The sequence below is a fragment of the Sphingomonas sp. 28-62-20 genome, assembly GCF_002281505.1.
This window is the reverse complement of record NZ_NCGH01000004.1, coordinates 1-22,492: the sequence shown is the minus strand read 5'-3', so window position 1 is coordinate 22,492 and position 22,492 is coordinate 1. Positions and strand designations below refer to the sequence as shown.

The 22,492-nt window shown below is 62.7% G+C and carries 26 protein-coding genes; 18 read left to right on the top strand and 8 right to left on the bottom strand.

All coding sequences use genetic code 11. From position 1 onward, the window contains the following. Positions 1-30 precede the first annotated feature (30 nt). The 3 genes from B7Y43_RS04180 (at position 31) to B7Y43_RS04170 (ending at position 3,340) form a co-directional block, all read left to right on the top strand. The gene (locus tag B7Y43_RS04180; RefSeq protein ID WP_374130364.1) at positions 31-948 is read left to right on the top strand and encodes an alpha/beta fold hydrolase; all 918 of its coding nucleotides are present in this window, start codon (positions 31-33) and stop codon (positions 946-948) included. 89 nt (positions 949-1,037) lie between these two features. Beyond that, a complete protein-coding gene (locus B7Y43_RS04175; protein WP_374130363.1) occupies positions 1,038-2,378 on the top strand; it encodes a dicarboxylate/amino acid:cation symporter in 1,341 nt (446 codons plus the stop codon). After that, on the top strand, positions 2,375-3,340 hold the full coding sequence (locus B7Y43_RS04170; protein ID WP_374130362.1) for a PEP-CTERM sorting domain-containing protein: 966 nt from the start codon (positions 2,375-2,377) through the stop codon (positions 3,338-3,340). The genes B7Y43_RS04175 and B7Y43_RS04170 overlap by 4 nt, the downstream gene beginning before the upstream one ends. A gap of 19 nt (positions 3,341-3,359) precedes the next feature. On the opposite strand, the gene fliA is transcribed toward B7Y43_RS04170, so the two are convergent. From fliA to B7Y43_RS04130, 8 genes are all read right to left on the bottom strand, one after another. Next, the gene (gene fliA / locus B7Y43_RS04165) at positions 3,360-4,112 is read right to left on the bottom strand and encodes an RNA polymerase sigma factor FliA (RefSeq protein WP_374130361.1); all 753 of its coding nucleotides are present in this window, start codon (positions 4,110-4,112) and stop codon (positions 3,360-3,362) included. Further along, entirely contained in the window at positions 4,109-6,193 is a 2,085-nt protein-coding gene (gene flhA, locus B7Y43_RS04160) for a flagellar biosynthesis protein FlhA (RefSeq protein ID WP_374130360.1), read from the bottom strand. Before flhA ends, fliA begins: the two co-directional genes overlap by 4 nt. Before the next feature lie 3 nt (positions 6,194-6,196). Next, positions 6,197-7,054 (bottom strand): lytic transglycosylase domain-containing protein, encoded by an 858-nt coding sequence (locus tag B7Y43_RS04155; RefSeq protein ID WP_374130359.1) that lies wholly within the window; start codon positions 7,052-7,054, stop codon positions 6,197-6,199. Between the two features lie 85 nt (positions 7,055-7,139). Then, a complete protein-coding gene (locus tag B7Y43_RS04150) occupies positions 7,140-7,457 on the bottom strand; it encodes a flagellar protein FlgN (protein WP_374130358.1) in 318 nt (105 codons plus the stop codon). Beyond that, the gene (locus B7Y43_RS04145) at positions 7,454-7,741 is read right to left on the bottom strand and encodes a flagellar biosynthesis anti-sigma factor FlgM (protein WP_374130357.1); all 288 of its coding nucleotides are present in this window, start codon (positions 7,739-7,741) and stop codon (positions 7,454-7,456) included. Before B7Y43_RS04145 ends, B7Y43_RS04150 begins: the two co-directional genes overlap by 4 nt. 82 nt (positions 7,742-7,823) lie before the next feature. Next, entirely contained in the window at positions 7,824-8,348 is a 525-nt protein-coding gene (locus B7Y43_RS04140; protein ID WP_374130356.1) for a flagella basal body P-ring formation protein FlgA, read from the bottom strand. Between the two features lie 56 nt (positions 8,349-8,404). After that, complete coding sequence (locus B7Y43_RS04135) at positions 8,405-8,923, bottom strand: flagellar motor protein MotB (protein WP_374130355.1); 519 nt, start codon at positions 8,921-8,923, stop codon at positions 8,405-8,407. Continuing rightward, complete coding sequence (locus tag B7Y43_RS04130; protein WP_374130354.1) at positions 8,920-9,597, bottom strand: motility protein A; 678 nt, start codon at positions 9,595-9,597, stop codon at positions 8,920-8,922. The genes B7Y43_RS04135 and B7Y43_RS04130 overlap by 4 nt, the downstream gene beginning before the upstream one ends. Positions 9,598-9,825: 228 nt before the next feature. On the opposite strand from B7Y43_RS04130, the gene flgB reads away from it, so the two are divergent. The 15 genes from flgB to B7Y43_RS04055 all read left to right on the top strand — a co-directional run bounded on the left by flgB (position 9,826) and on the right by B7Y43_RS04055 (position 22,254). Next, a complete protein-coding gene (flgB, locus tag B7Y43_RS04125) occupies positions 9,826-10,185 on the top strand; it encodes a flagellar basal body rod protein FlgB (protein ID WP_374130353.1) in 360 nt (119 codons plus the stop codon). A 2-nt stretch (positions 10,186-10,187) separates the two neighbouring features. Then, the gene (flgC, locus tag B7Y43_RS04120; protein ID WP_374130352.1) at positions 10,188-10,598 is read left to right on the top strand and encodes a flagellar basal body rod protein FlgC; all 411 of its coding nucleotides are present in this window, start codon (positions 10,188-10,190) and stop codon (positions 10,596-10,598) included. A 2-nt stretch (positions 10,599-10,600) separates the two neighbouring features. After that, complete coding sequence (locus B7Y43_RS04115) at positions 10,601-11,284, top strand: flagellar hook assembly protein FlgD (protein WP_374130351.1); 684 nt, start codon at positions 10,601-10,603, stop codon at positions 11,282-11,284. Positions 11,285-11,323: 39 nt separating this feature from the next. Next, positions 11,324-12,589, top strand: coding sequence for a flagellar hook protein FlgE (locus B7Y43_RS04110; RefSeq protein ID WP_374130350.1), 1,266 nt, complete (start codon positions 11,324-11,326; stop codon positions 12,587-12,589). 23 nt (positions 12,590-12,612) lie between these two features. Beyond that, a complete protein-coding gene (locus B7Y43_RS04105; RefSeq protein WP_374130349.1) occupies positions 12,613-13,359 on the top strand; it encodes a flagellar basal body rod protein FlgF in 747 nt (248 codons plus the stop codon). 12 nt (positions 13,360-13,371) lie between these two features. Next, a complete protein-coding gene (flgG, locus tag B7Y43_RS04100; protein ID WP_374130348.1) occupies positions 13,372-14,160 on the top strand; it encodes a flagellar basal-body rod protein FlgG in 789 nt (262 codons plus the stop codon). A 61-nt stretch (positions 14,161-14,221) separates the two neighbouring features. Further along, positions 14,222-14,872, top strand: a complete 651-nt coding sequence (locus B7Y43_RS04095; RefSeq protein WP_374130494.1) for a flagellar basal body L-ring protein FlgH — start codon at positions 14,222-14,224, stop codon at positions 14,870-14,872. Between the two features lie 13 nt (positions 14,873-14,885). After that, a complete protein-coding gene (locus tag B7Y43_RS04090) occupies positions 14,886-15,980 on the top strand; it encodes a flagellar basal body P-ring protein FlgI (protein WP_374130347.1) in 1,095 nt (364 codons plus the stop codon). Beyond that, positions 15,977-16,339, top strand: a complete 363-nt coding sequence (locus tag B7Y43_RS04085) for a rod-binding protein (protein WP_374130346.1) — start codon at positions 15,977-15,979, stop codon at positions 16,337-16,339. The genes B7Y43_RS04090 and B7Y43_RS04085 overlap by 4 nt, the downstream gene beginning before the upstream one ends. Next, positions 16,336-17,685 (top strand): flagellar hook-associated protein FlgK, encoded by a 1,350-nt coding sequence (gene flgK, locus B7Y43_RS04080; RefSeq protein WP_374130345.1) that lies wholly within the window; start codon positions 16,336-16,338, stop codon positions 17,683-17,685. Before B7Y43_RS04085 ends, flgK begins: the two co-directional genes overlap by 4 nt. Before the next feature lie 8 nt (positions 17,686-17,693). Then, a complete protein-coding gene (flgL, locus tag B7Y43_RS04075; protein ID WP_374130344.1) occupies positions 17,694-18,608 on the top strand; it encodes a flagellar hook-associated protein FlgL in 915 nt (304 codons plus the stop codon). A gap of 106 nt (positions 18,609-18,714) precedes the next feature. Beyond that, positions 18,715-19,578, top strand: a complete 864-nt coding sequence (gene motA / locus B7Y43_RS04070; protein ID WP_374130343.1) for a flagellar motor stator protein MotA — start codon at positions 18,715-18,717, stop codon at positions 19,576-19,578. A 3-nt stretch (positions 19,579-19,581) separates the two neighbouring features. Further along, on the top strand, positions 19,582-20,487 hold the full coding sequence (locus tag B7Y43_RS04065; RefSeq protein WP_374130342.1) for a flagellar motor protein MotB: 906 nt from the start codon (positions 19,582-19,584) through the stop codon (positions 20,485-20,487). A gap of 68 nt (positions 20,488-20,555) precedes the next feature. Beyond that, on the top strand, positions 20,556-21,005 hold the full coding sequence (locus B7Y43_RS04060; protein WP_374130341.1) for a hypothetical protein: 450 nt from the start codon (positions 20,556-20,558) through the stop codon (positions 21,003-21,005). A 22-nt stretch (positions 21,006-21,027) separates the two neighbouring features. Next, on the top strand, positions 21,028-22,254 hold the full coding sequence (locus B7Y43_RS04055) for a hypothetical protein (protein WP_374130340.1): 1,227 nt from the start codon (positions 21,028-21,030) through the stop codon (positions 22,252-22,254). Positions 22,255-22,492 lie beyond the last annotated feature (238 nt).

Genomic DNA, 22,492 nt, shown 5'->3' with positions numbered 1-22,492 from the left:
TGCCGGTTGTGGCACCATGCGGAGATTTTCATGCCCAAGCTGTCCGTCAATGGTGTCGATCTGCATTATGAGGAAAGCGGTGATCGTACCGCGCCTGCCATCTTGCTGATCATGGGCCTGGGCACTCAGCATATCGCCTGGCCCGAACCCTTTGTCGCCGGGCTTGTCGATGCGGGTTACCGCGTTATCCAATATGATAATCGCGACATCGGCGAATCGACCTATCTTCATGGCGCATCGGCCATCAGCCCAGTGATGGCCGTCATCGCCACACGGCTGGGTTTGCGTTTTCCGCTTGCCTATTCGATCGCCGATATGGCGGCGGACGCGGTTGGGCTGCTCGATGCGCTTGATATTCAGGCGGCGCATATTGTTGGCGTGTCGATGGGCGGCATGATCGCGCAGCGGGTCGCGATCGCCGCGCCGAACCGTGTCCTCAGTCTGACATCGATCATGTCGTCGAGCGGCGCGCACGGCTTGCCCGGCCCCTCGGCGGAGATACGCAAGCGACTGATGGCTAAGCGGCCCGCTAATCCTGACCGCAATTGGGCGATTGAGGCAGGTGCCGAGTTGCTGGCGTTGATCGGTCACCCCGATCCCACCCGCCCGGCGGATGCCTATCGCGGGCTTGCAGCGGCGGCGTTTGATCGCGGATATAACCCGCTTGGCGTGCGGCGGCAGATGCTGGCGATTATCGCTGACCGAACCCGAGCAGTGGCCTTGCCGCGCGTGACTGCGCCGACTTTGGTGATCCACGGTGCCGCTGATCCGCTCGTGCCGATGGCGTGTAGTGAGGATATTGCGCGCCGCATTCCCAATGCCCGGCTCGTGATCATCCCGGAAATGGCGCATGATCTGCCGCCGTCAAAGGTCGATCAGATGGTCGCGCTGATTGCTGATCATGCCGGGGGCGCCACCGAACAGCCCGCTGAAACGATCGCCGCCTGATCGCTCGCTTGGCCGGTTGCGCTGCAGCAATCCCCGGCTATTCTGGCGGATGCGGCGATTGATCGGTACCGCGCTGCCACAGGGGATAGATGAAAATCGACAGTAGCCGCACGCCGGAACCGTCGCCTGCCCGCGCGTGGTGGCAGCATCTCTATGTCCAGGTGTTGGCTGCCATCGTCCTGGGCGCGCTGATTGGGCATGTGTGGCCGACGACCGGCGAAGCGCTCAAGCCGCTTGGCGATGCGTTCATCAAGCTCGTCAAAATGGTGATTGCCCCGGTGATCTTCCTGTCGGTGGTCAGCGGGATTGCTGGCATGCGCGATATCGCCGGTGTCGGCCAGGTCGCGGCCAAGGCGCTTGGCTATTTTCTGGTGGTGTCGAGCGGCGCGTTGTTTTTCGGTATGGCCATCGCCAATCTGGTCCAGCCGGGCCGGGGACTGAACATCGATCCGGCAACGCTCGATCCCGGCGCGGTCGCTGATTATGTCCATAAGGCGCATGACACCTCCGTGATCGGTTTCCTGACCGACATCATCCCGACAACGCTCGCCTCTGCGCTCACGGATGGATCGATCCTGCAGACGCTGTTTGTCGCGATATTGTTCGGGATCGCGCTGTCGCTGGTCGGTAAACCTGCCGCCCCGGTGCTGGATCTGGTCGAGCGGCTGGGGCTGGTTATCTTTCGGCTGGTGGCGATGCTGATGCGGCTCGCCCCGATCGGCGCGTTCGGTGCGATTGCCTTCACGATCGGCAAGTTCGGGATCGGGACGCTTGCCACTCTGGGCGGGCTGGTCGCGACCTTCTATCTGACCTCGCTCTTCTTTGTGCTGGTGGTGCTGGGCGGCATCGCCTGGGCGCATGGCTTTTCGGTGATCCGACTGATCGTCTATCTGCGCGCCGAGCTGCTGCTGGTGCTCGGTACGTCGTCGTCCGAAGCTGCCTTGCCCAGCTTGATCGGCAAGCTGGAGGCGGCGGGCTGCGACCGCAGCATTGTCGGGCTGGTCGTGCCGACCGGCTATTCGTTCAATCTTGATGGCACCAATATCTATATGACGCTGGCGGCATTGTTCATCGCCCAGGCGACCAATGTCTCGCTCAGCTTTGATCAGCAGCTCGCGCTGCTCGGTGTTGCGATGCTGAGTTCAAAAGGGGCGGCGGGGGTGACAGGGGCGGGGTTCATCACGCTGGCGGCCACGCTGTCGATTGTGCCGACGGTGCCGGTCGCGGGCATGGCGCTGATCCTGGGCATTGATCGCTTCATGTCCGAATGCCGCAGCCTGACGAACTTCATGGGCAATGCCGTGGCAACGATCGTCGTCGCGCGCTGGGAAGGCGGGCTCGATCGTGATCGGCTGGCGGCGGTGCTGGCGTCGGGACAAGCGATACCGCTGGAGTCGATCGGCAACGTGATAGGGGAGGTGAAGCAATGACGGCACGGGTCCTGATGATCGTATTGGCGCTTGCGCTTGTGGCGACACCGGCAGCGGCGCAAAAGACCGCCGCCAGTCCGCCCGCCGCCCCGCCCGTCGCCCCCTTAAAGGCTGGGCCAACAGCTGGGCCAGCAACTGGGCCCGGCCCGGCACGATCGATCCTGTTCGTCGGCAACAGCTTCACTTTCGGGGCCTTGTCGCCGGTTCGTCGGTATCGCGCCGATACGGTCACCGATCTCAACAAAAACGGCATTGGCGGCGTGCCCGCGCTGTTCAAGCGCTTCGCCGATCAAGCGGGGCTTTCCTATGCCGTCAGCCTGGAAGCGGTCAGCGGCATGGGGCTGGATTATCATTTTACCCAGAAACGGCCGCTGATCGACAAAGCCTGGGATGTCGTGATCCTTCAGGATTTCAGTACGCTTGACCGCGCCAAACCCGGCGATCCGGGCCTCCACCGTCGCTATGCGGCGCAGCTGGCAAAGATGTTCGCCGCGCGTAACTCAGGTGCCGATATCGAGCTGAGCGCGACCTGGTCGCGCGCCGATCTAACCTACAAACCCGGCAGTCCCTGGTCGGGCCAGACGATCGATCGGATGGCGATCGACCTGCGCCGGGCGGCCGATCAGGCGCGCGCTGGAGCGCCACAAATACGCGGCGTTATTCCGATCGGCGAGGCCTGGAACCGCGCCATTGCCGCCGGTTTGGCCGATCCCAATCCCTATGACGGCACCAGCTTTGGCCAGATCGACCTGTGGACCTATGATCAATATCACGCCAGCGCCTATGGCTATTATCTAGAGGCGCTATTGATCTTTGGCCGTGTGACCGGGCTCGATCCGCGCAGTCTGGGCGTAGGGGAACTTGCGGCCGACGATCTTGGGCTGGCGCCGGGAGTGACGCTCGCGCTGCAGCGGCTTGCCTATGAACAGCTCGCCAGCGAAGCCGCCCGCCCGCGCCGATAAGCGGCGGGCGCGCGGCTGCTTACATCAGGCGAACCAGCGCCTTTTTCAGCCGATCATGCGCGGATTTCTTGATCTGGCAGATTCGCGCCGGGCCCACCCCCAGCACCTGGCCGATTTCTTCGAGATTAAGTTCCTCGACATAATAAAGCTGGATCACCTGCGCTTCGCGTTCCGGCAAGGCGGCAATGGCAGCGACCAATGTGTCGCGCGTGCCTGCTTCCGCAAGCTGATCAAAGGCATTGGGCTCGTCGCTGGCGAACCAGGGCAAGTCGTCGGCATAGACATCGTCGATCGTCTCGAACCGTACCGGTTCGGCGGCGGCATAATCGATCCGCAGCTTGTCGGGGCTCACACCCAGCCGATCGGCGACGGCTGCTTCGTCGGGGCGTTTACCTGTCTCGTTGGTCAATGCAGTAACCGCATCCTGATAGGCGCGCCTGCGCCGCATTGCGCCACGGGTCAGCGTGGCCTGGCGGCGCAGCTCGTCGATCATCGCGCCGCGCACCCGCGTCATCAGATATTGTTCAAAGCTCACCTGGCCGCGATCCTCAAAGGCATTGGCAGCCTCTAGCAGGGCGACCAGCCCGATCTGGATCAGATCCTCGACATCGACCGCGCTGCTCATGCTGCCATGAATGTGCCAGGCGACCCGGCGGACCAGCGGCAGATGTTTGCGCGCAAGCGTGGCGGTATCCGGGGCGGCGCGGCCATAGACCAGCGGCGGCGCGGCAATGGCGGCTGCAAAGGCGGCGGGGTTGGGCTGCGCGCTCATGCTGGCAGCGCGCCCGCTGCGCCGATCACGGCGACCACCTCGACCGATTTGTCTTCGGGTACTTCGAAGAAGCTCATCACAGGCGTATCGGGCATACAGGTCTTCACCAATTTGCGGATCGCAAGGCGGATCGCGGGTTGAACGACGAGCGCAAAGGGCTTGGCCTCGGCGACGAGCGGTTGGGCGGCGCGTTGCAGCGCCTCGACAATGCGGCGGCCAAGATCGGGTTCGATCGTGTGGCGCCGCGACGGATCGGAACGGACGGCCTGGCCAAGCAGCCCTTCGAGCTGACCCTCGAGCGTCATCACGCGCAGCGGTTCACGCACGCCGCACAGCTTCTGGATGATCAGCGGCCCAAGATCGGGGCGGATCAGTTCGATGATCTCTTCGGCATCGAGCGTCTTTTGTGCGGCAACCGCGATGGCGGCGGCGATGCGGCGGAATTCCTTGAGCGCAATCCCTTCGGCCAGCAGCCCGCGCAGCACCTGAGTCAGCGTGGTGAGCGGCACTGGTGTCGGGCTGAGCGCAGCGACCAGATTGGCGGCGCGTTCCTTGAGCTGGTCGAGCAGGCTCTGTACTTCGTCCGGCCCCAGCAGTTCGGCGGCATTGGTGCCGAGCAAATGGTTGAGATGGGTGGCGACCACGGTACCCGGATCGACCACCAGATAACCGGCACCGGTTGCCGAATCGGCATCGCCAGGCGCGATCCAGGTGGCGTCTAGCCCAAAGGTCGGGTCCTTTACCGGCTTGCCGTGCAGCCCGCCAACCGCCTGGCCGGTATCGAGCGCCAGCATTTCGTCAGGCGAAACCGTGTCTTCACCGATCACGACGCCGCCCACGACGATGCGGTAGGTATAAGGCGACAAGTTGATATCGTCGCGTACCCGCACCTGCGGCACGACAAAGCCCAGTTCCTTGGACAATTGCCGCCGCACGCCGGTGATCCGCCCCATTAGCGGGCTGCCGCGCCGTTCATCGACCAGCGGCACCAGGCCATAACCGATATCCAGATTGATCTGGATCGCATCGGCGACCTCTTCCCAGCTGATCCGGGATAGGTCGACAGGTTCGGCAGCAATGGGCTCGGCAACCACCGGACGAAGCGCTGCCTGGCGCATTTTCCAAGCGGCAAAACCAGCGGCAGCAGCGGCTGGCAGGATGATGAGATGCGGCATGCCGGGCATCACGCCCAGCAACGCCAAAATGGCCGCAACCGGCGTCCAGGTCTTGGACGAGCCAAATTGGCTGCCAATCTGGCCGGCAAGATCCATGCTGGAGGTAACGCGCGTCACGATCGTTGCCGCGGCGATCGACAGCATCAGCGACGGGATTTGTGCAACCAGCGCATCGCCGATCGCCAGCAGCACATAGGTGTGCGCGGCATCGCCGATCGTCATGCCATGGCTCACCGGCCCCAGGATCAAGCCGCCGATGATATTGGCGGCAAGAATTAGCAGGCCGGCAACCGCGTCGCCCTTCACGAACTTGGACGAACCGTCCATCGATCCATAAAAATCGGCCTCGGTGGCCACTTCCACGCGCCGGGCCTTGGCTTCTTCGGGGGTCAGCAGACCGGCATTGAGATCGGCATCGATTGCCATTTGCTTGCCGGGCAGGGCGTCCAACGTGAAGCGCGCTGACACTTCGGACACGCGGCCAGCACCCTTGGTGACCACAATCATGTTGATGATCACCAGAATCGCAAAGACGAACAGGCCGACGACATAATCGCCGCCGATCAAGAAGGTGCCGAACGCTTCAATCACCTTGCCGGCCGCAGCTTCGCCCTCATGCCCATGCACCAGCACCACGCGGGTCGACGCGACGTTCAGGCTCAGGCGAAACAGCGTTGCAAACAGCAGCACGCTTGGGAAAGCGGAGAAATCGAGCGGCTTTTGCGCATTGAGCGCCACCATCAGCACGGCAAGGCTGATCGTGATGTTCATGATGAAAAAGATGTCGAGCAACGATGACGGGATCGGCACGACCATCAGCAGCACAAGCAGCAGAATGGCAACCGGCAGCGCGGCGCCGCGAATAAGACCGCCGAGATCGCGGCGGGGCGAGGTCAGTGTGGCCATCGGTTAACCGCCCAGCCGCGCGAGCAGCAGATAGGCCAAGCGGGCGGTGTCAGGCGTTGGCCGCAGCAGCGATTCCGCGCGGTTGACGCCCCCCTGCAACTGATCGAGCGTCGCCTGTGCCCAGCGGGTTGCGCCGCTTTTGCTTTCGCCATTGCCGGGAATAATTTCTGCGCCGCCGCCGTCACTGGGGCTCAGACCACCAGAGGCAAGCCCGGTCGCCCCGACGGCAGCGGCACCGCGATCAAGCTTGGCGGAGAAGCGGTCGTAAATGTCGCTGAGCGAGCGTGGCTGGCCACCCTCGCTGTAGAAAATGTTGCGATTGGCGCGTGCGGCGGCGGGAAACAGCGCCGCCCCGGCCTGATCGGGATTGGCCTGCAGGTTCTTCAGGAAGCTCCGCGCGCCGCCCAGGCCCAGGAAGTGCGCCATATAGAGATCGGTGCCCGTTGCGGTTCGGCCAAGGCTGTCTTCGATCGAAACCTTATTGTCCGCGGCATGTTCCGCGGCCATCAATGACGCGGCATTAGGGTCATTGCGCAACGCCAGGATCGCGCGGCGGGTGCCGGGATCATTCACGGTCAGCCGACCATTAGCCCCCTGGGTGATGTTTTCGGCGGCCCAACCCAGGCCATGTTCGGCGCCATGTTTCTTGACGACCGACAGCCAGCTTTGTTCGATGAATTGATAGAGCCCGGAGGCGCTTGAGGTGCCGGCCTTGGCGTCGGGCCGCAGGCCGCTTTCAACTTGCGCCTGGCCGAGCAGATAATTGAAATCCACGCCCGTTCTGGCCGATGCCAGCGCGATCGCTGACTGGATCGTGCCGCGGACCGCGCCGTTCGCCTTGTCGATTGGAATAACGCTCATCGACTGTCCATGTCCCCTGTTGCAAGGGACTACACAGCAAGGAGCGTGCCAGTTCTCTGGGTGTTACGGGCAAAAATGCCCGAAGTCAGGCAAAGCTGCCGGCAAGCGCCGCGCCGCGATAGCCCGTCGCGCCGTCGCCGGTCAGCTGCTGAAGTCGGCGGCGGACATTGGCGCTCATCAAATTCACATAGATGCGGCAGGTTTCGTTCAGTCGGTGCGCTTCTTCGGCAAGGGCCCGGATATCCGGGGTTGGCGCGCCGTCTCTAGCCGCAGCGATTGTGTCGATCGCCACCAATTTGGTGCGGGTGGCGCGTTCCAGCCCGGCGACATCATTTGCTTTCAGCGCGGCGATCTCGGCATGCAGCGCGTCGATCACACGGACCAGGGCATCGCGGCGGGTCATTCCGGTTTCCAGTTCAGTCGGATCGCGATCAGCCGATCGGCGACAGTTTCGGGCAGGATGGGATAGCTGTTATTGGCGATTGCATGCCGGATTCGCGCGACCCGTTCGGCATCGACGGGCGGTTTTGCTGCAAATTCGGCGACCAAACCAGCAAGCCGACCGCTTGGTGCCGCCTCTGCCTCATTCTGTACGACCGACCGCGAACGGTCGATCGGCGCCGTTTTCGCCACTGCGGCGAGTGACCTATCTTGTGCTACCGGCTTTGCACCGATCGGATCCACCATGATTCCAGCCCCGTGTTTTTGCCAACTGCGTTCTTGCCTCTATGCAGAAAAACGACCGGGGGCGGCAAAGCTTTAGAGAAAATTACAGATTGAAGCCGGGCACGGCGGCATGGCCTGGTTCGAGAGCAATCGCCTGGATTGGTTTCTTGACCCCGTCGACATCGACCAGCAGTCGACCGCCTGCCACAGCATCGGTCATCGCAACGCCGTCGCGCGTGATCGAAAAGCCTGGCGCGCCGGCTTCGACCATGACTGGGTCACCCCGTTTGATCACGACCTGCGGCTTTGCCGGGGCTGGCGCCGCTGCCGCCGCGGGGGCGGAAATCGGCGTTGGGGCAAGGATTACCGGTACATAGACGCGCCATTCAGGGTCGGTGCAGCTGACCACCACTGAATCGTGATTGGCTGCCCGCCATGACATCGACACCATCGCGCAGGACGCCAGTTTCAACCGCGCATCAACCGGCGCACGTGCGCCGCCTTCGCTGCCAATCGGCTTGCCGGTGAAATTTGCCACCCCGCGATCGATCACGCTGGTATCCTGGAACCCCGTCTGCGCCGCGGCTGGGCTAGCGATCAGGGCGGTGCAAAGCAGTAAGCGGTACATGATTTTCTCCTTGGAAAATTGCCGCAGGCGGCAAAGCGGCATTGCCGGGCGGCAGATCATGGCCGCTTCCCGTCAAAGCCAATCGTTAGCGTGACGGCACGGCGGCCAGGCACTGGATCAGTGGTGATTGTCAGGCGATCAGCCGAAACCGCGCCGGCAGCGACCAGCGCGACAGCAACGGCGCGGGCGCGATCAGCGGCGAGGATGGTCCCGCTGCCCGTTTCGGGATCGACATCGGCGGCAGTGCCATCGGCTGCGCCCGACAGGCGCAAGCGCACGCGCGGATCGCTGGCCGCACTGCGCGCCCATTGGCTGATTGCTGCTGCTGATTGGGGCAAAATGCTAGACCCAGGGGCAAAGTCGCCCATCGCGGCCACCGCCACCGGCATTGGATCAGCAACCCGCTCTGTAATCCCGAACCCTTCGCGCAAGCCAGTGGCCAACGCCTCTTTGTCGAGCCGCTGATTGGCCTGGAGCAGCACGAAAAAGCCGACCAGCAACAAGGCGAGATCGGCAAGCGTGACCAGCCAGATCGGTCGTCCGGGCGGAACGACAGGGAAGAAATCGTCGCTCATGCAGCACTCCGCTCGCGCAGCGGCGGCTGGTCGCGGTGGCGGGGCAGCTCGCGCAGGGCGATCGCCGCTAATGGTGTCTCGATCCTTAGCCGCTCAAAGGCTTCGATCCGCGCCTGGCGGCGGAGCCGGGCGGCAATCGGCATGGCGATCAGACTGGCGATCAGCGCGCCATAGAGCGTCGCGAGCAGCGCTACCGCCATCGCCGCGCCAATCGCGCTGGGGTCATTCATCGATACGAACATCTTGACCAGACCGATCAGCGTGCCGACCATCCCCATTGCGGGAGCAACTTCGGCGGCCGACGCCCATACTTCGGCGGCGGCAAGATGGCGTTCGATCCGTGCCTGGCGTGCCTGACGAACGATCGCGTGGACCGCCTCGGCATCGGCGCCATCGACAATGGCGGCAATCGCCACCGACACATCGGCATCGGCAATTACAGATCGATCAAGCGTCATCACGCCGTGGCGCGCGGCGATCCGCCCCAGGGCGGCAATTTGGTCAAGCAGGGGATCGGCCCGAAACGGGCGGCGAAGCAACACCGGTAACGCGCTCACCGCGCGGCCCAGATCACCCAGCTGCGTGCGCAGCACGGTGGCGATCAGCGTACCGCCACCGACGATGCCAATCGCGGCAGGATCAAGATAGGGCGCGAGTGCGTGGGCAAAGGTCATGCTCATCATCTCCCCCGCGTAGCAAGGGCCGCGCCAGTTTGGCCTGTATGCGGGCCGTGCCGGTGCTGACGGCAAGTGGCGGCAGACCGGCGACAGTCGCTTGCCGCCGACCGGCAACATCTTGCCGCCGTGCCCCGTCCACCGTTCGCCGCTGCGTTTTTTCCGGCCACTCCCCAAAACTGGCACGGTGATTGCTTGGTGGCTCTCGCAAGATTTTATGCGGAGTCCATGAACGTGGCAGACGACCTTCTTTTCGGTGTGCATGCAGCAGCGCTAGAGCTGCGCTCGCGGCGCATGGGGATGATTGCGTCGAACATCGCCAACGCCTCGACGCCTGGCTTCAAAGCCAAGGACATTGATTTCAGGGCGGCGCTTGCCCAGGCCAATGGTCCGCAGGGGCTCACCGATGCATCGGTTGCCAGCGCCACGAAGTTTCGCGTGCCGCTCCAGGCCTCGCTCGACGGCAATACGGTTGAGTTGGCGAGTGAGCAGACCGCCTTTGCTGAAAATGCCGTCGCCTATCAGACGACCTTGTCTTTCCTGAATGGCCGGATTGGCCAGATCACCCGCGCATTGAGAGGCGAATAATCATGGCCGATCAGCCGCTCACTATTTTCCAGGTCGCCGGTCGCGCCATGTCGGCGCAGCTCGTGCGGCTGAACACCACGGCATCGAACCTTGCCAATGCGGGTGTCGTCTCAAGCTCAGCCGACGCTGCGTACAAGACGATGAAGCCGGTGTTTCGCACCCAGTTCGACAAGGCGTCGGGGCTGTCGACCGTCAATGTCGAACGCATCGTTGAAGCCGGTAACGCCCCAACGCGTCGCTATGACCCAAGCAATCCGCTGGCCGACAAAGACGGCAATGTCTTTGAAGCAGCGGTCGATGAAACCCGCGAGCTCGTCGACATGATGGAGACCGCGCGAAATTATCAAAACAATGTCGAAGTGATGCAGACTGCCAAGTCGCTGATCATCGATACCCTCAAATTGGGACGCTGATTATGGCAACTTCTTTCGATAGCACGCTTTCAAGCCTTGGCATTGGCCGCACCACCACAAGTGCGCAGGTCAAGACGGCGGCGCAGGCCGATCAGCTGACGCAGAATGACTTTCTGAAATTGCTGACCGCGCAGCTCAAAAATCAGGATCCGACCGATCCGGTCGATGCCACCCAGCAGCTTTCGCAGCTGGCGCAATTCTCAAGCGTCGCCGGGATCAGCGAGATCAACACCACGTTGAAAGCCATTCAGGACAAATTGAGCGGCGGCAGCACCAGCGATGCGCTTAGCTATGTCGGGCACAATGTCTTGACGCCCGGCACCACTGCTTATCCGCGCACCGATGGCGGCTTGTCCGGCGCGGTCGAGCTTGCCGGGGATGCCAGCGACGTCAAGGTTTCGATCACGGGTCCGAACGGCGCGGTACTCAAAACGCTGTCGCTCGGCGCGCAGGCAAAGGGCAGCGTGACCTTTGATTGGGACGGCAGCACCAACAATGGCGAACCCGCCGGTGCCGGTCCGTTCAAAGTCAGCGCCGTCGCCAATAATAATGGCGCCAGCGTCGGCACCACCCCGCTCGTCTGGGCACCCGTTAGCTCGGTGTCGATCCCGGCGAAGGGCGCACCGATCCTTACCCTGCCCGGTATTGGCCAAGTTCCCACCACCCAGGTCCGCCAGATCGGCTGATCCGCTTCAATTATATGGTTTTGCTAAGGAGATAAACGCATGTCCTTCTACACTTCGCTCAGCGGCCTCAAGGCAGCCCAGACTGATCTCGCAACGATTTCACACAACCTTGCCAATGTCGGCACCAACGGATTCAAGAAGAGCCGTTCGGAATTCGCCGACGTGATCGCATCGAGCGTTGGCGTGAACCCTACCCAGGTCATCGGATCGGGTACCGTCGTGAAGGCGAACCGCCAGCAGTTCAGCCAGGGTAATCTGGTGCAAACATCGTCGGCGCTCGATATCGCGATTTCGGGCGACGGTTTTTTTGCGGTCAAGCCGCAGCTTGATGGCGGCCCGGTTAACTTCACCCGGAACGGATCGTTTCTGGTGAATGCCGATCGCTATGTTGTCGATGGCCAGGGCGCGCATCTGCAGGCCTATCCGGTTGATGGCAGCGGCGCCGTCGTTGCATCGGGCCTGGCGTCGGCAGTCAATGTTCGCCTGCCCGCGACCAGCGGCACGCCGGTGCCAACCGCCAATGTCGCCTTGTCCGTCAATCTGCCTGCTGGTGGTGCCATTCCGGCGACGGCCACCTTCGATCGGTTTGACCCAACCAGCTATAATGAATCGACCCAGGCCACGATCTTCGATGCCGAGGGCAATGCCCAGGTGTTGACGACCTATTTCAAGCGCGAAACCGTGCCGACCGGCGGCACCCCGACCAGCACTTGGTCTGCCTTCAGCTTTGTTGGTGATCAGGCGTTGACGGTGGCCGGCACTGCCCCAATCACGCTGACCTTCGATGCCGCCGGCACGCTCACGTCGCCGACCACAGCGAACACCTTTGACGCCTTCACCCCGGCGAGCAGCCCGAACCCGCAAGTGCTGGCGCTCAACTTCGGCACCGCGACGACGCAACTCGGCTCGCCCTTTGATGTCGCATCGAGCAGCCAGGACGGTGTTGCCGTCGGCCAATTGCAGGGCGTCACGGTCGATTCCGAAGGCATGATCAAGGCAAGCTTTTCGAACGGCGAAGCCCGGACGCTCGGCAAGGTATTGCTGGCCAATTTCGCCAATCCATCGGGCCTTCGCCAGCTTGGCAGCAGCAGCTGGGCACCAACGGGTCTGTCGGGCACGCCGATCGTCGGTGAACCGGGCAGCAATGGCTTTGGTGGTCTTCTGTCGGGCACGATCGAACGGTCCAACGTCGATCAGACCGAGGAACTTGTCGGCTTGATCGCCGCGCAGCGGAACTTCCAGGCCAATGCCAAAGCGCTCGAGACCGATAACCAGATCTCGCAGACCATCTTCAACATCCAATAACATGCGTGATCGGGGTCAAGTGAATGGATAAGCTGATCTACACTGCTGCGTCGGGCCTGAAGGGGCATCTGGCGGCGCAGGCGGCGATCGCCAATAACATGGCGAACGCCTCCACGATCGGCTTTCGTGCTGATCGGGTGGTGTTCGATCAGCTCAACGTTAGCGGCCCCGGCCTGCTCGCGCGCCAGCCGGCATCGGAGGAAGTTACCGATGCCGATCGGCGCCCGGGCGCCATCATGTCAACCGGCAAGCCGCTCGATGTGGCGGTGGGTGGTGATGCCTGGATTGCAGTCCAGGCCAGCGATGGCAGCGAAGCCTATACCCGGCGCGGCGATCTTTCGGTCGCTGCATCGGGCGTGCTGGAAACCGGTGACGGTTTCCCGGTGATCGGATCGGGGGGTCCGATCACCGTGCCGCCCGCGCAAAAGGTAACCATCGGCCCCGATGGCAGTGTCAACATCATCCCCTTTGGCGCCGAACCCGGCGCCGCGCCGGTGGTGGTCGATCGCATCAAGCTGGCGAGCCTGAAGGGATCGGACACGGTCAAGGGCCTCGACAATCTGCTGCACGTCCGCGGTGGCGGTGCGCTGCCCGGTGATCCGACCGCGACGCTGGTGTCGGGATCGCTTGAGGGATCCAATGTCAATCTAACCGAGGCGCTGGTCGACATGATCGAAAACCAGCGCAGCTACGAAGTACAGGCTAATTTGATCAAATCGGCCAAGGAACTCGATGAAAGCAGCGCATCCCTGATGCGGCTGCCGACTTAAGGGGAATAGGGTATGGGCAGCGCAGCAATGCATATCGCGCGGACTGGGCTTGATGCTCAGGACATGCGCATGCGGGTCATTTCGAACAACCTCGCAAACGTTAATACGACGGGTTACAAGCGCGATCGCGCGGCCTTTGAGACGCTTGCCTATCAGACGGTGACGGCGCCAGGCGCGCCGAGCACGTCGGAAACCAAATATGCGACCGGGCTCAATCTCGGTACCGGCGTACGCATTCAGGGCACTTCGCGGATCGATACGCAGGGAACGCTGGCGACGACGGGCAATTCGCTTGATCTCGCGCTTGATGGCGATGGCTATTTTCAGGTGACGCTGCCTGGCGGTACGCTTGGCTATACCCGTGCCGGCAATTTCTCGCGATCGGCCGAGGGCCAGCTGGTCACAGCGGAGGGCTATGCGGTGCAGCCCGGCATCACCGTGCCCACGGGCGCGACATCAATCACGATTGGCACCGATGGCACCGTATCGGCGACGATCGCCGGCCAGACCGAGCCGAGCGAGATCGGTCAGGTCCAGATCGCGACCTTCCCCAACGCTGCCGGCCTGCAGGCCAAGGGCGACAATTATCTGACTGAATCGGCCGCCAGTGGTGCCGCCAATCTGGGCATCGCCGGCCAGGAAGGTCGCGGCAATATCCGCCAGGGCATGCTGGAGGGGTCCAACGTCAATGTCGTCGAAGAACTGGTTAACATGATCGAAACCCAGCGGGCTTACGAAGTGAATTCGAAGATGATCACCGCCAGTGACGAGATGCTGAAATATGTCAATCAGAACATCTGATCCCAGCGCGACCCGCCATGACGCGCTGGTGAAATTTGCCGCCGGCATCGTCTGTGGGGCGATGCTGGTGGCTGCGTTTGCCCCAGCGCCAGCCTCAGCCAGCTTGTTCGGCAAGAAACAACCCAAGACCGATTTCTCGATGACCCTGCCGCCGCCGCCGCCGCCGCCTCCACCAGCGGATGGCGCGATCTTCAAGGCGTCCGCCGGTTATGCGCCGCTCTACGAAGGGTGGCGCGCGCGTCGCGTTGGCGATCCGCTGACGATCGTGCTGGTCGAACGCACCCTGGCGAGCAAATCGGCGAGTTCAAAGCTCGACAGCAAGGGCAATGTCGGAATCAACCCGCCGGCCGTGGGGCCGTTGTCGTTTGTACCGCCCAATGCGCTGCAGGCCGATGGCGGGCGCGGTTTTAACGGCACGGGTTCGGCTGATCAGTCAAACTCGCTGTCGGGCGAAGTTAGCGTGACGGTGTCTGAGGTTTTCCCCAATGGCACGATGATGGTGCAGGGCGGCAAGCGCGTGACGCTCAACCGCGGCGACGAATATGTCCAGATCAAGGGTCTGGTGCGCTGGGCCGATGTCGATGCCGATAACCGGGTGCTCAGCACGCGCGTTGCCGATGCGCAGATCGCTTATACCGGCAAGGGTGATGTCGCCCGCGCCAGCCGCCAGGGGTGGTTCAACCGCTTCTTCGCCGCCATCAGCCCGTTTTGATCGGATGACGACCATGGTCCGTTTTTTCCTCGCCTGTCTGATGGCCCTGCTGGCGGCAACGCCGGCCTGGGCTGATCGCGTCAAGGATCTGGGCACCTTTCAGGGCATCCGCAGCAACCAGCTGACGGGATATGGGATTGTTGTCGGCCTGCCCGGCACCGGCGACGATAATCTGGAATATACCGTGCAGTCGCTGAAGAGCGTTGCCTCGCGCTTTGGCTTGCAATTACCAGCGGGGGTCAATCCTGGCCTAAAGAATTCTGCGGCCGTGCTGATCACGGCGGAACTTCCCGCTTTTGCAAAGCCCGGCCAGCGTATCGACATCACTGTCGCTGCACTTGGTAAGGCCAAATCGCTGCGCGGCGGCAGCCTGATCCTTACTCCGCTGATCGGTGCCGATGGCCAGGTCTATGCGATGGCGCAGGGCAATCTTGCAGTTGGCGGGCTCGGCGCGGAAGGCGCGGATGGGTCCAAGATCGTCGTCAATGTGCCGTCCACCGGGCGCATCCCTGATGGGGCCACGGTTGAACGGGCGGTCGATACCGGTTTTGCCAGCTCCCCGGTCGTGACGTTCAATCTGTCGCGGGCCGATTTCACGACGGCGCAGAGCATCGCCGCTGCCATCAACGCCCGGCTGGGACCAGGGCGCGCCAATGCGATCGACAGCGTGTCGATCGCGATCGCGGCGCCTGAGGGCGCTGATTCCCGCGCGACGCTGATGAGCCAGGTCGAAAATCTCGTGGTGACGGTGGCAGAGCCTGCCGCGCGCGTGATCGTCAATGCGCGTACGGGCACGGTCGTGATCAATTCCGCCGTTCGGGTGAGTGCGGCGGCCGTTACCCAGGGCAAGTTGACGGTGCGGGTCGATGAATCGCAGCGCGTCGTCCAGCCCGCGCCATTCAGCAACGGCGAAACAACGGTCGAACAGAAAAGCGGCGTCGGTATTGCCGAAGAGGTCAAGCCGATTTTCCTGCTCGAACCCGGCCCGCGGCTGGCTGATATCGTCAAGGCGATGAACGCGATCGGCGCATCGCCGGCCGATCTTGTCGCGATCCTGGAAGCCCTGAAAGAAGCCGGCGCCCTGAAGGCCGACTTGATCATCCTATGAGCGATATCACCGGCCTGCCCGCCCTGCCGACCACCGGCATCGATGCCCCCAACGTCTCGAGCGATACGAGCCGGCTGGCGTCGCGTGCCAATTTGGAAAAGGCGGGCAAGCAGTTCGAAGCGGTGTTCACGCAGATGATGCTGAAATCGATGCGGGCGACGCACCTGGCCCAGGACATTTTCGGCAGCAAGGCGCAGGACACCTTCCGCGACATGCAGGATCAGAAACTGTCAGTGGTGATGGCGGATGCCAAGCCGCTCGGCATTGGCAAGGCGATGGTCGATTTCCTGGCCAAGAACCAGGCCGCGCTTCAGGCCGAAGCCGCCCCGGCAGCAGCTGATGGGAGCGCGACGCCATGAGCGATCTCCTCTCGGTCGGTGCCAGCGGGGTGCGCGCCTATCAATCGGCGTTGACGACCACATCCGACAATATCGCCAATGCCGCAACACCGGGCTATGCGCGCCGCACCACGACACTGCGCGAGGTATCGGCGGCGAGCGGCCGTGTAAGCCAGAGCGTATCGGCGACGGGCAATGGCGTTACGGTGTTTGGCATCAACCGCGCCGCCGATGCGCAGCGTGACGGTGCCGTGCGGAGCGCCGGTGCCGATCTGTCGCGCACCGAAACCAGCATCACCTGGCTGCAGGGCATCGAAACCGCGCTGACCGGCGCGCAGTTGGGCGATCGCCTGACGAGCTTTTTCAACGCCGCCAAATCGGTAGCGGCTGATCCCACCGCAAGCACGCCCCGCGCCGCCCTGCTCGAATCGAGCGCCAGCGTAGCGAGCGCCTTTGGCAGCACGGCGCGCGCGCTTGACCAGATTGCAGCGGATCTTGATACCACGGCCGAAAGTGCTGCCACCTCGCTTGAAACGCTTGGGGCTTCGCTTGCCCGGATAAACAAGGGGCTCGGCAGCGCGCAGCCCAATTCAAGCGCCCAGGCCCAGTTGCTTGATCAGCGCGACCAGATCCTCGACCAGTTGAGCGCGCTCAGCGATATTGCCGTCACTACCGATGCATCGGGCCGCACCAGCGTCAATCTTGGTGGGGCAGCCGGGCCTGCTTTTGTCACCGCTGGCGGTGACGTCGGCTATGTCACCTATGTCCGCACGCCAAGTGGCACGGTTTCGTTCGCTGTTCACCTCAACGGCAACGCCTCCAGCCTAAATCCGGGGGGCGGGGCGCTGGCCGGCATCGCCGATGGCGCTCAGCGGATTGGCGCCGCGCGCACCGAACTGAACCGCATCGCCACTGACTTTGTTGACGGCGTCAATGCCGTGCAGGCAACGGGCCGCGATCTGGATGGCAATCCTGGCGCGCCGTTATTTGCCGTCGGTGCTGTGGCGACGGATATCTCAGTCGCGCTCGCCAGCGGACGCGGCATTGCGGCGGCGGTTGTCGGTGGCGGTGCGCGCAACAATGGCAACCTCGCCAATCTGGAAGCGTTGCGGACGAGTGGCGGGTTTGAAGCGGATACCAGCACTCTGGTGGCGACCAATGCCACCGCGCTCGATCAGCGCAAGACCGTCGCCGACGCGCAAAACGCCATCCATGACGGCGCGATTAGCGCGCGCGATCAGCTGGTGGGGGTCAATCTCGATAGCGAAGCTGTTGATCTGCTGCGCTTTCAACAGGCCTATCAGGCATCGAGCCGAGTGATCCAGGTCGCCCGCGAAACATTCCAGACCATCCTCGATATCCGCTGAGACAAACCATGACGATCACCAGCACCAGCTTGTTCTTCGATCGCGCGGCCAGCCGGCTGAATACGCTGTCGGGCCGGACGCAGACGATTCAGGATCAGATCTCATCGGGCAAGAAGCTGACTGCGCCATCGGACGATGCGGTTGGCTATCAGCGGCTGCAAAGCATTGCGCGCGGCACCGCCGATGATGTCGCCTGGGGCAAGAACATCACGCTCGCGCGCACGGTGCTCGATCAGGCCGATACCACGCTCGATTCGGTCACGAACCAGCTGCAAAAAGCGCAGGAGCTCGTGATTCAGGCGAGCAGCGGTACGCTTTCTGACGGCAACCGGGCAGTGATCGCCACGCAGTTGCGCGGGATCGTCGATGACCTGGTGTCGCTTGCCAACAGCAAGGATTCGCGCGGCGGCCCGCTGTTCGGCGCGGCCAGTGGCGATACGGCGGTCACGCGCGATGCGTTGGGTGTCGTCAGCTTTACCGGCACCGGCGATCCGGTCAGCATCCCGGTGGGCGAGGGCATTGCCATCCAGCCCAGCGAATCGGCGGAACGGCTTTTTGGCGGCTTGGCGAGCGGCGGCGGCACCACGGATGTCTTTGCCCTGCTGAGCACGCTTGCCACCGCGCTGGCGGCTGGCGGCAGCCCAGGAGCGGCAGCTGGCGACGCGTTGAACGGCGTGAAGGCGTCGCTTGATCAGGTCAGCAATGCGCGCGGGTCGATTGGTGCGCGCGGGGCACGGCTCGATCTGGAATCGGCGCGGCTCGATGCAACCGCGCTCACGCGTGAAAGTGAGCGCTCGTCGATTGAGGATACCAATTTGGCGACGGCAATCGTCGAGCTGCAGAAAACCTCGACGATCTTGCAAGCTACCCAATCGAGCCTCGCCAAGCTCAGTTCGCTCTCGCTGTTCGATTATCTTCGCTGAAAGTCGCTTTGGTTAACCGATTGGCGACGAAATTAGGTGAATAAGGGGTTTCATGGCCGCGAACCCGATACCGGGGCGGCCCAAGCGTCGGGAGGCGGCTGAGTAAATGTTTCCGATTATCGGCTTTGTCATCCTGATCGTCATGGTGTTTGGCGGCTTCGCCATCACCGGCGGCGCGCTTGAACCCGTGATGGAAGCCATTCCGCACGAAATGCTCATCATCGGCGGCGCCGCGGTCGGCGCGCTTGTGATCGGCAATTCGATGAAGGAGTTGAAGGCGGTTGGCGGTGGCTTGATGAAGGTGTTCAAGGGCCCGCGCTACAAGAAGCAGGATTATCTCGACACGATCTTCCTGGTGTCCAAGCTGATGAAAATGCTGCGTACCGAAGGGCCAATCGCGCTTGAGCCGCATGTCGAGGACCCGACATCCAGCGCCATTTTCAGCGAGTATCCACGGTTGCTCGCTGATCATACATTGATCGCGCTGATTGCCGATACGCTCCGCCTGGTCGTCGTTTCTTCGGGTACGCTTGATGTCCACGCCGTCGAAGAGGTGATGGATAACACGATTAAAACCCACCACCATGAAGTGCAGGGCCCGCAGACCACGCTGCAGACGCTGGCGGATGCGCTGCCCGCGCTGGGCATTGTCGCGGCCGTGCTCGGCGTGGTCAAAACCATGGGATCGATCGATAAACCGCCCGCCGTCCTGGGCGCCATGATCGGTTCGGCGCTGGTCGGCACCTTCATGGGCGTGTTGCTGGCGTACGGGCTGGTCGCGCCGCTGGCGGGCCGGTTGCAGCAGATCATCGATGCCGACGCCGCGATCTACCATACGGTCAAGCAGATCATCATCGCCTCGCTCCACGGCCATCCGCAGCCGCTGGTCATCGAGGCGGCTCGCTCGGGCATTGCCCATAGCAACCAGCCCGGTTTTGCCGAGGTATTTGACGGCTTGCGCGGGCGCTAAGCTATGGCCGCCCGCGCACCCCACGGCACCAACCAGCCCCCCAAGGTCATCGTCAAGAAGATCTATATTGAAGGGCATGGCGGCCATCATGGTGGCGCCTGGAAGGTGGCCTATGCCGATTTCGTGACCGCCATGATGGCCTTCTTCCTGCTGATGTGGCTGCTCGGCGCGACGACGGAAAAGCAGCGCAAGGGCATCGCCGATTATTTCGCGCCGACGATCATCGATTCGCGATCCGAAGGCATCGGCGGCAGCGGCCTGTTTGGCGGCGATGTCATCAGCAGTTCATCACGCGTCGGCAAGGACGCCGGCACGTCCAGCACGCTCAGCCTCGTTCAGCCGCAAATGTCCGACGCGGGCGGGCCAAGGATCGGCACCGGTGACCGCGGATCGCTGCGCAACCGCGAGTTCGAAATTCAGGATCGCAAGAACTTCGATCGCATCAAAGCAAGCGTATCGAAGCAGATGACCGCCAGCCCCAAATTGCAAAAGCTGGCCACGCACGTGAAGTTTGTACGGACAATTGAGGGCATGCGAATCGATTTGGTCGATAATGCCGATTATTCGATGTTCGGCTTGGGGACGACGCTGCTCGAACCTGAAGCCGACAAACTGATCGGGCTGATCGCTGAATCGGTCAAGACACTTGATAACGCGATCATGATTCGCGGCCATACCGATAGCCTTGGCTTCAAGAATGCGGCCGGGATCAACAACTGGTTGCTTTCCAGCAGCCGTGCGGAGGCGACCCGGCGTCGCCTTGCCCAGGATGGCTTGCCCGATAGCCGGTTCGAACGGATCGAAGGCGTTGCTGACCGCGAGCCGATGATCAAGTCTAACCCAGCCGATCCGCGCAATCGCCGGGTGTCGATCACGATGCTGTACCGCAAGAGCATATTCGGCCGATAAGCCAGTGGCGCGCCGGGCGTTCGAGCGCTACCGCTGGCGGATGACCCCCTGCAGCCGGAGCATGCCCGATGACCCCCCGAACAATGCGCCAGCTTCGCCAGTTTCATTTGTGGTTCGGGATGATCTTTGCGCCGGCCATTTTGTTTTTTGCGTTTAGCGGGGCCCTGCAAACCTTTGATTTTCAGGAAACGGTGGATGGCGTCGCCCCGCCGAAATGGATTGCCGTCATCGCCGCGATTCACAAGAAGCAGGACTTCCCAAAACCGCGCAAACCCAGGCCTGCAGCGGCGGCGCTCGTCACCGCTGCCGCCGCGGCTGAAAAATCCGCGCCCGCCCGCCCGGCACCGGCGCATTCACCCTGGCCGCTCAAGGTGTTTGTCGGCCTGATGTCGATTGGGCTGATGGCGTCTACGCTGCTGGGCATCACCATCGCCTTGAGCAATCGCACCAGCCGTCGACGCTCCTTGCTCCTCCTGACTTTGGGGACCGTGCTGCCCATCTCGATGCTGTTCGTCTGACAGTTCATCCGGACAGACGCGCGTGACGGGTTATTTTGACAGCCCCTGGCCAGGCGAAGATGGCACGCCCGATCGTCGCCAGGCCCCGCGTCGTCCTGGCGACGGTCTTGGCCTGCCGCTGCGCCACACATCGCGCGCCACATTGATGTCGACGATGACGGCGCTTGGTGGTCCGGGTGAGGTCTATCTGCTGACTCATTCGGTGTTGCGCGCCAATCTTGGCCTGCCAACGACTGCCCAGGTCGAACGGATTGATCCCCTGACACTGGCGACGATTGATCGCTCGCCGCGCCTGCCGGGTGGGCCAATGTGGCCGGGCGGGATGGCGGTGCATGCCAATGGCGATCTCTATACCGTCTATGGTCGCTGGGCGCACCGGCTTGACCGCGCGTGTCGGGTCAAGGCGGCGCTGCAGCTGCCGATCAACCAGCCCTATAACTCCTTCGTGATCCTTGATTGCGGGCTGATCGTCACCAAGAACCTGTCGGACACGATGCCCGCCCAGCTGACGGTGATTGATCCGGAAACGATGCGCATCATCGCCACGCTCGACTGTCCGGAAGCCTCGATCGCCCGGCTGAGTGCGGTGGGTAACACCGTCTATATCGTCGGGGTGCAGTCGATCTTTCGCTGTGATTGGACTGGGGACGCGCTGCACCGTGATCCCGACTGGCGGCATGATTATGTCGGCGCGACCCGCCAAAGCTATGGTTGGGATGTGGTGCTGGCGCTCGGCCACGCCTGGTTCATGGATAATGGCCGCCACCGCTATCGCACCAGCATGATCGGGCGCGGCGTCTCCCCAACCGCCAATCGTCTGATCCGGGTGGCGCTGGACGATGCCCGCGACCATGCCGCAATCGAGATCAGCGGTCGGGCGGGGGGCAGCATCACCAATCCGCCATTGGTTGATGCCGCGCGGGGGATCGTCATCGGCTTTGATTCCGCCAATCGCTTCATGCGGGCATGGCGGTTCGATGCCGACACCCGCGCGCTTTCGCCTTTGTGGCACCGTGCCGATTTTGGCTGCGCCAGCCATATGGTGCTGCTGCCGACCAGCGGGCAGATCGTCACCAATGATTATCGCCGCGGCGGGGAAGAGGTGGTGCTGCTCGATATCGAAACGGGTGCCGAGCAAGGCCGCACGCGGATTGGCGGGATGACTCAGGGCGTAGTGTTTCCGAGCATCGGCTGGTCGAACGATGTCTATTGGTGTTCGATGCGGCGCGTCGCGCGGGTGTTTGGCTAGAGAGCGTGATGACGTTAGGTCGCTTCAACCTCACACCCGTTCGGGCTGAGCGAAGTCGAAGCCCAGGCGCTCCGCATGCCCTTCGACTTCGCTCAGGGCGAACGGGCTATGGGTTGGTCCAATCCAAAGTCATCACATTCTAGAGCGATTTTCGATCATGCTGCATCGTATCCGCATGGGGCGAAATAATTGGCGCATTCCTGTGGTGAGTAGAGGTTGAGGATGCGACCGATGGCTT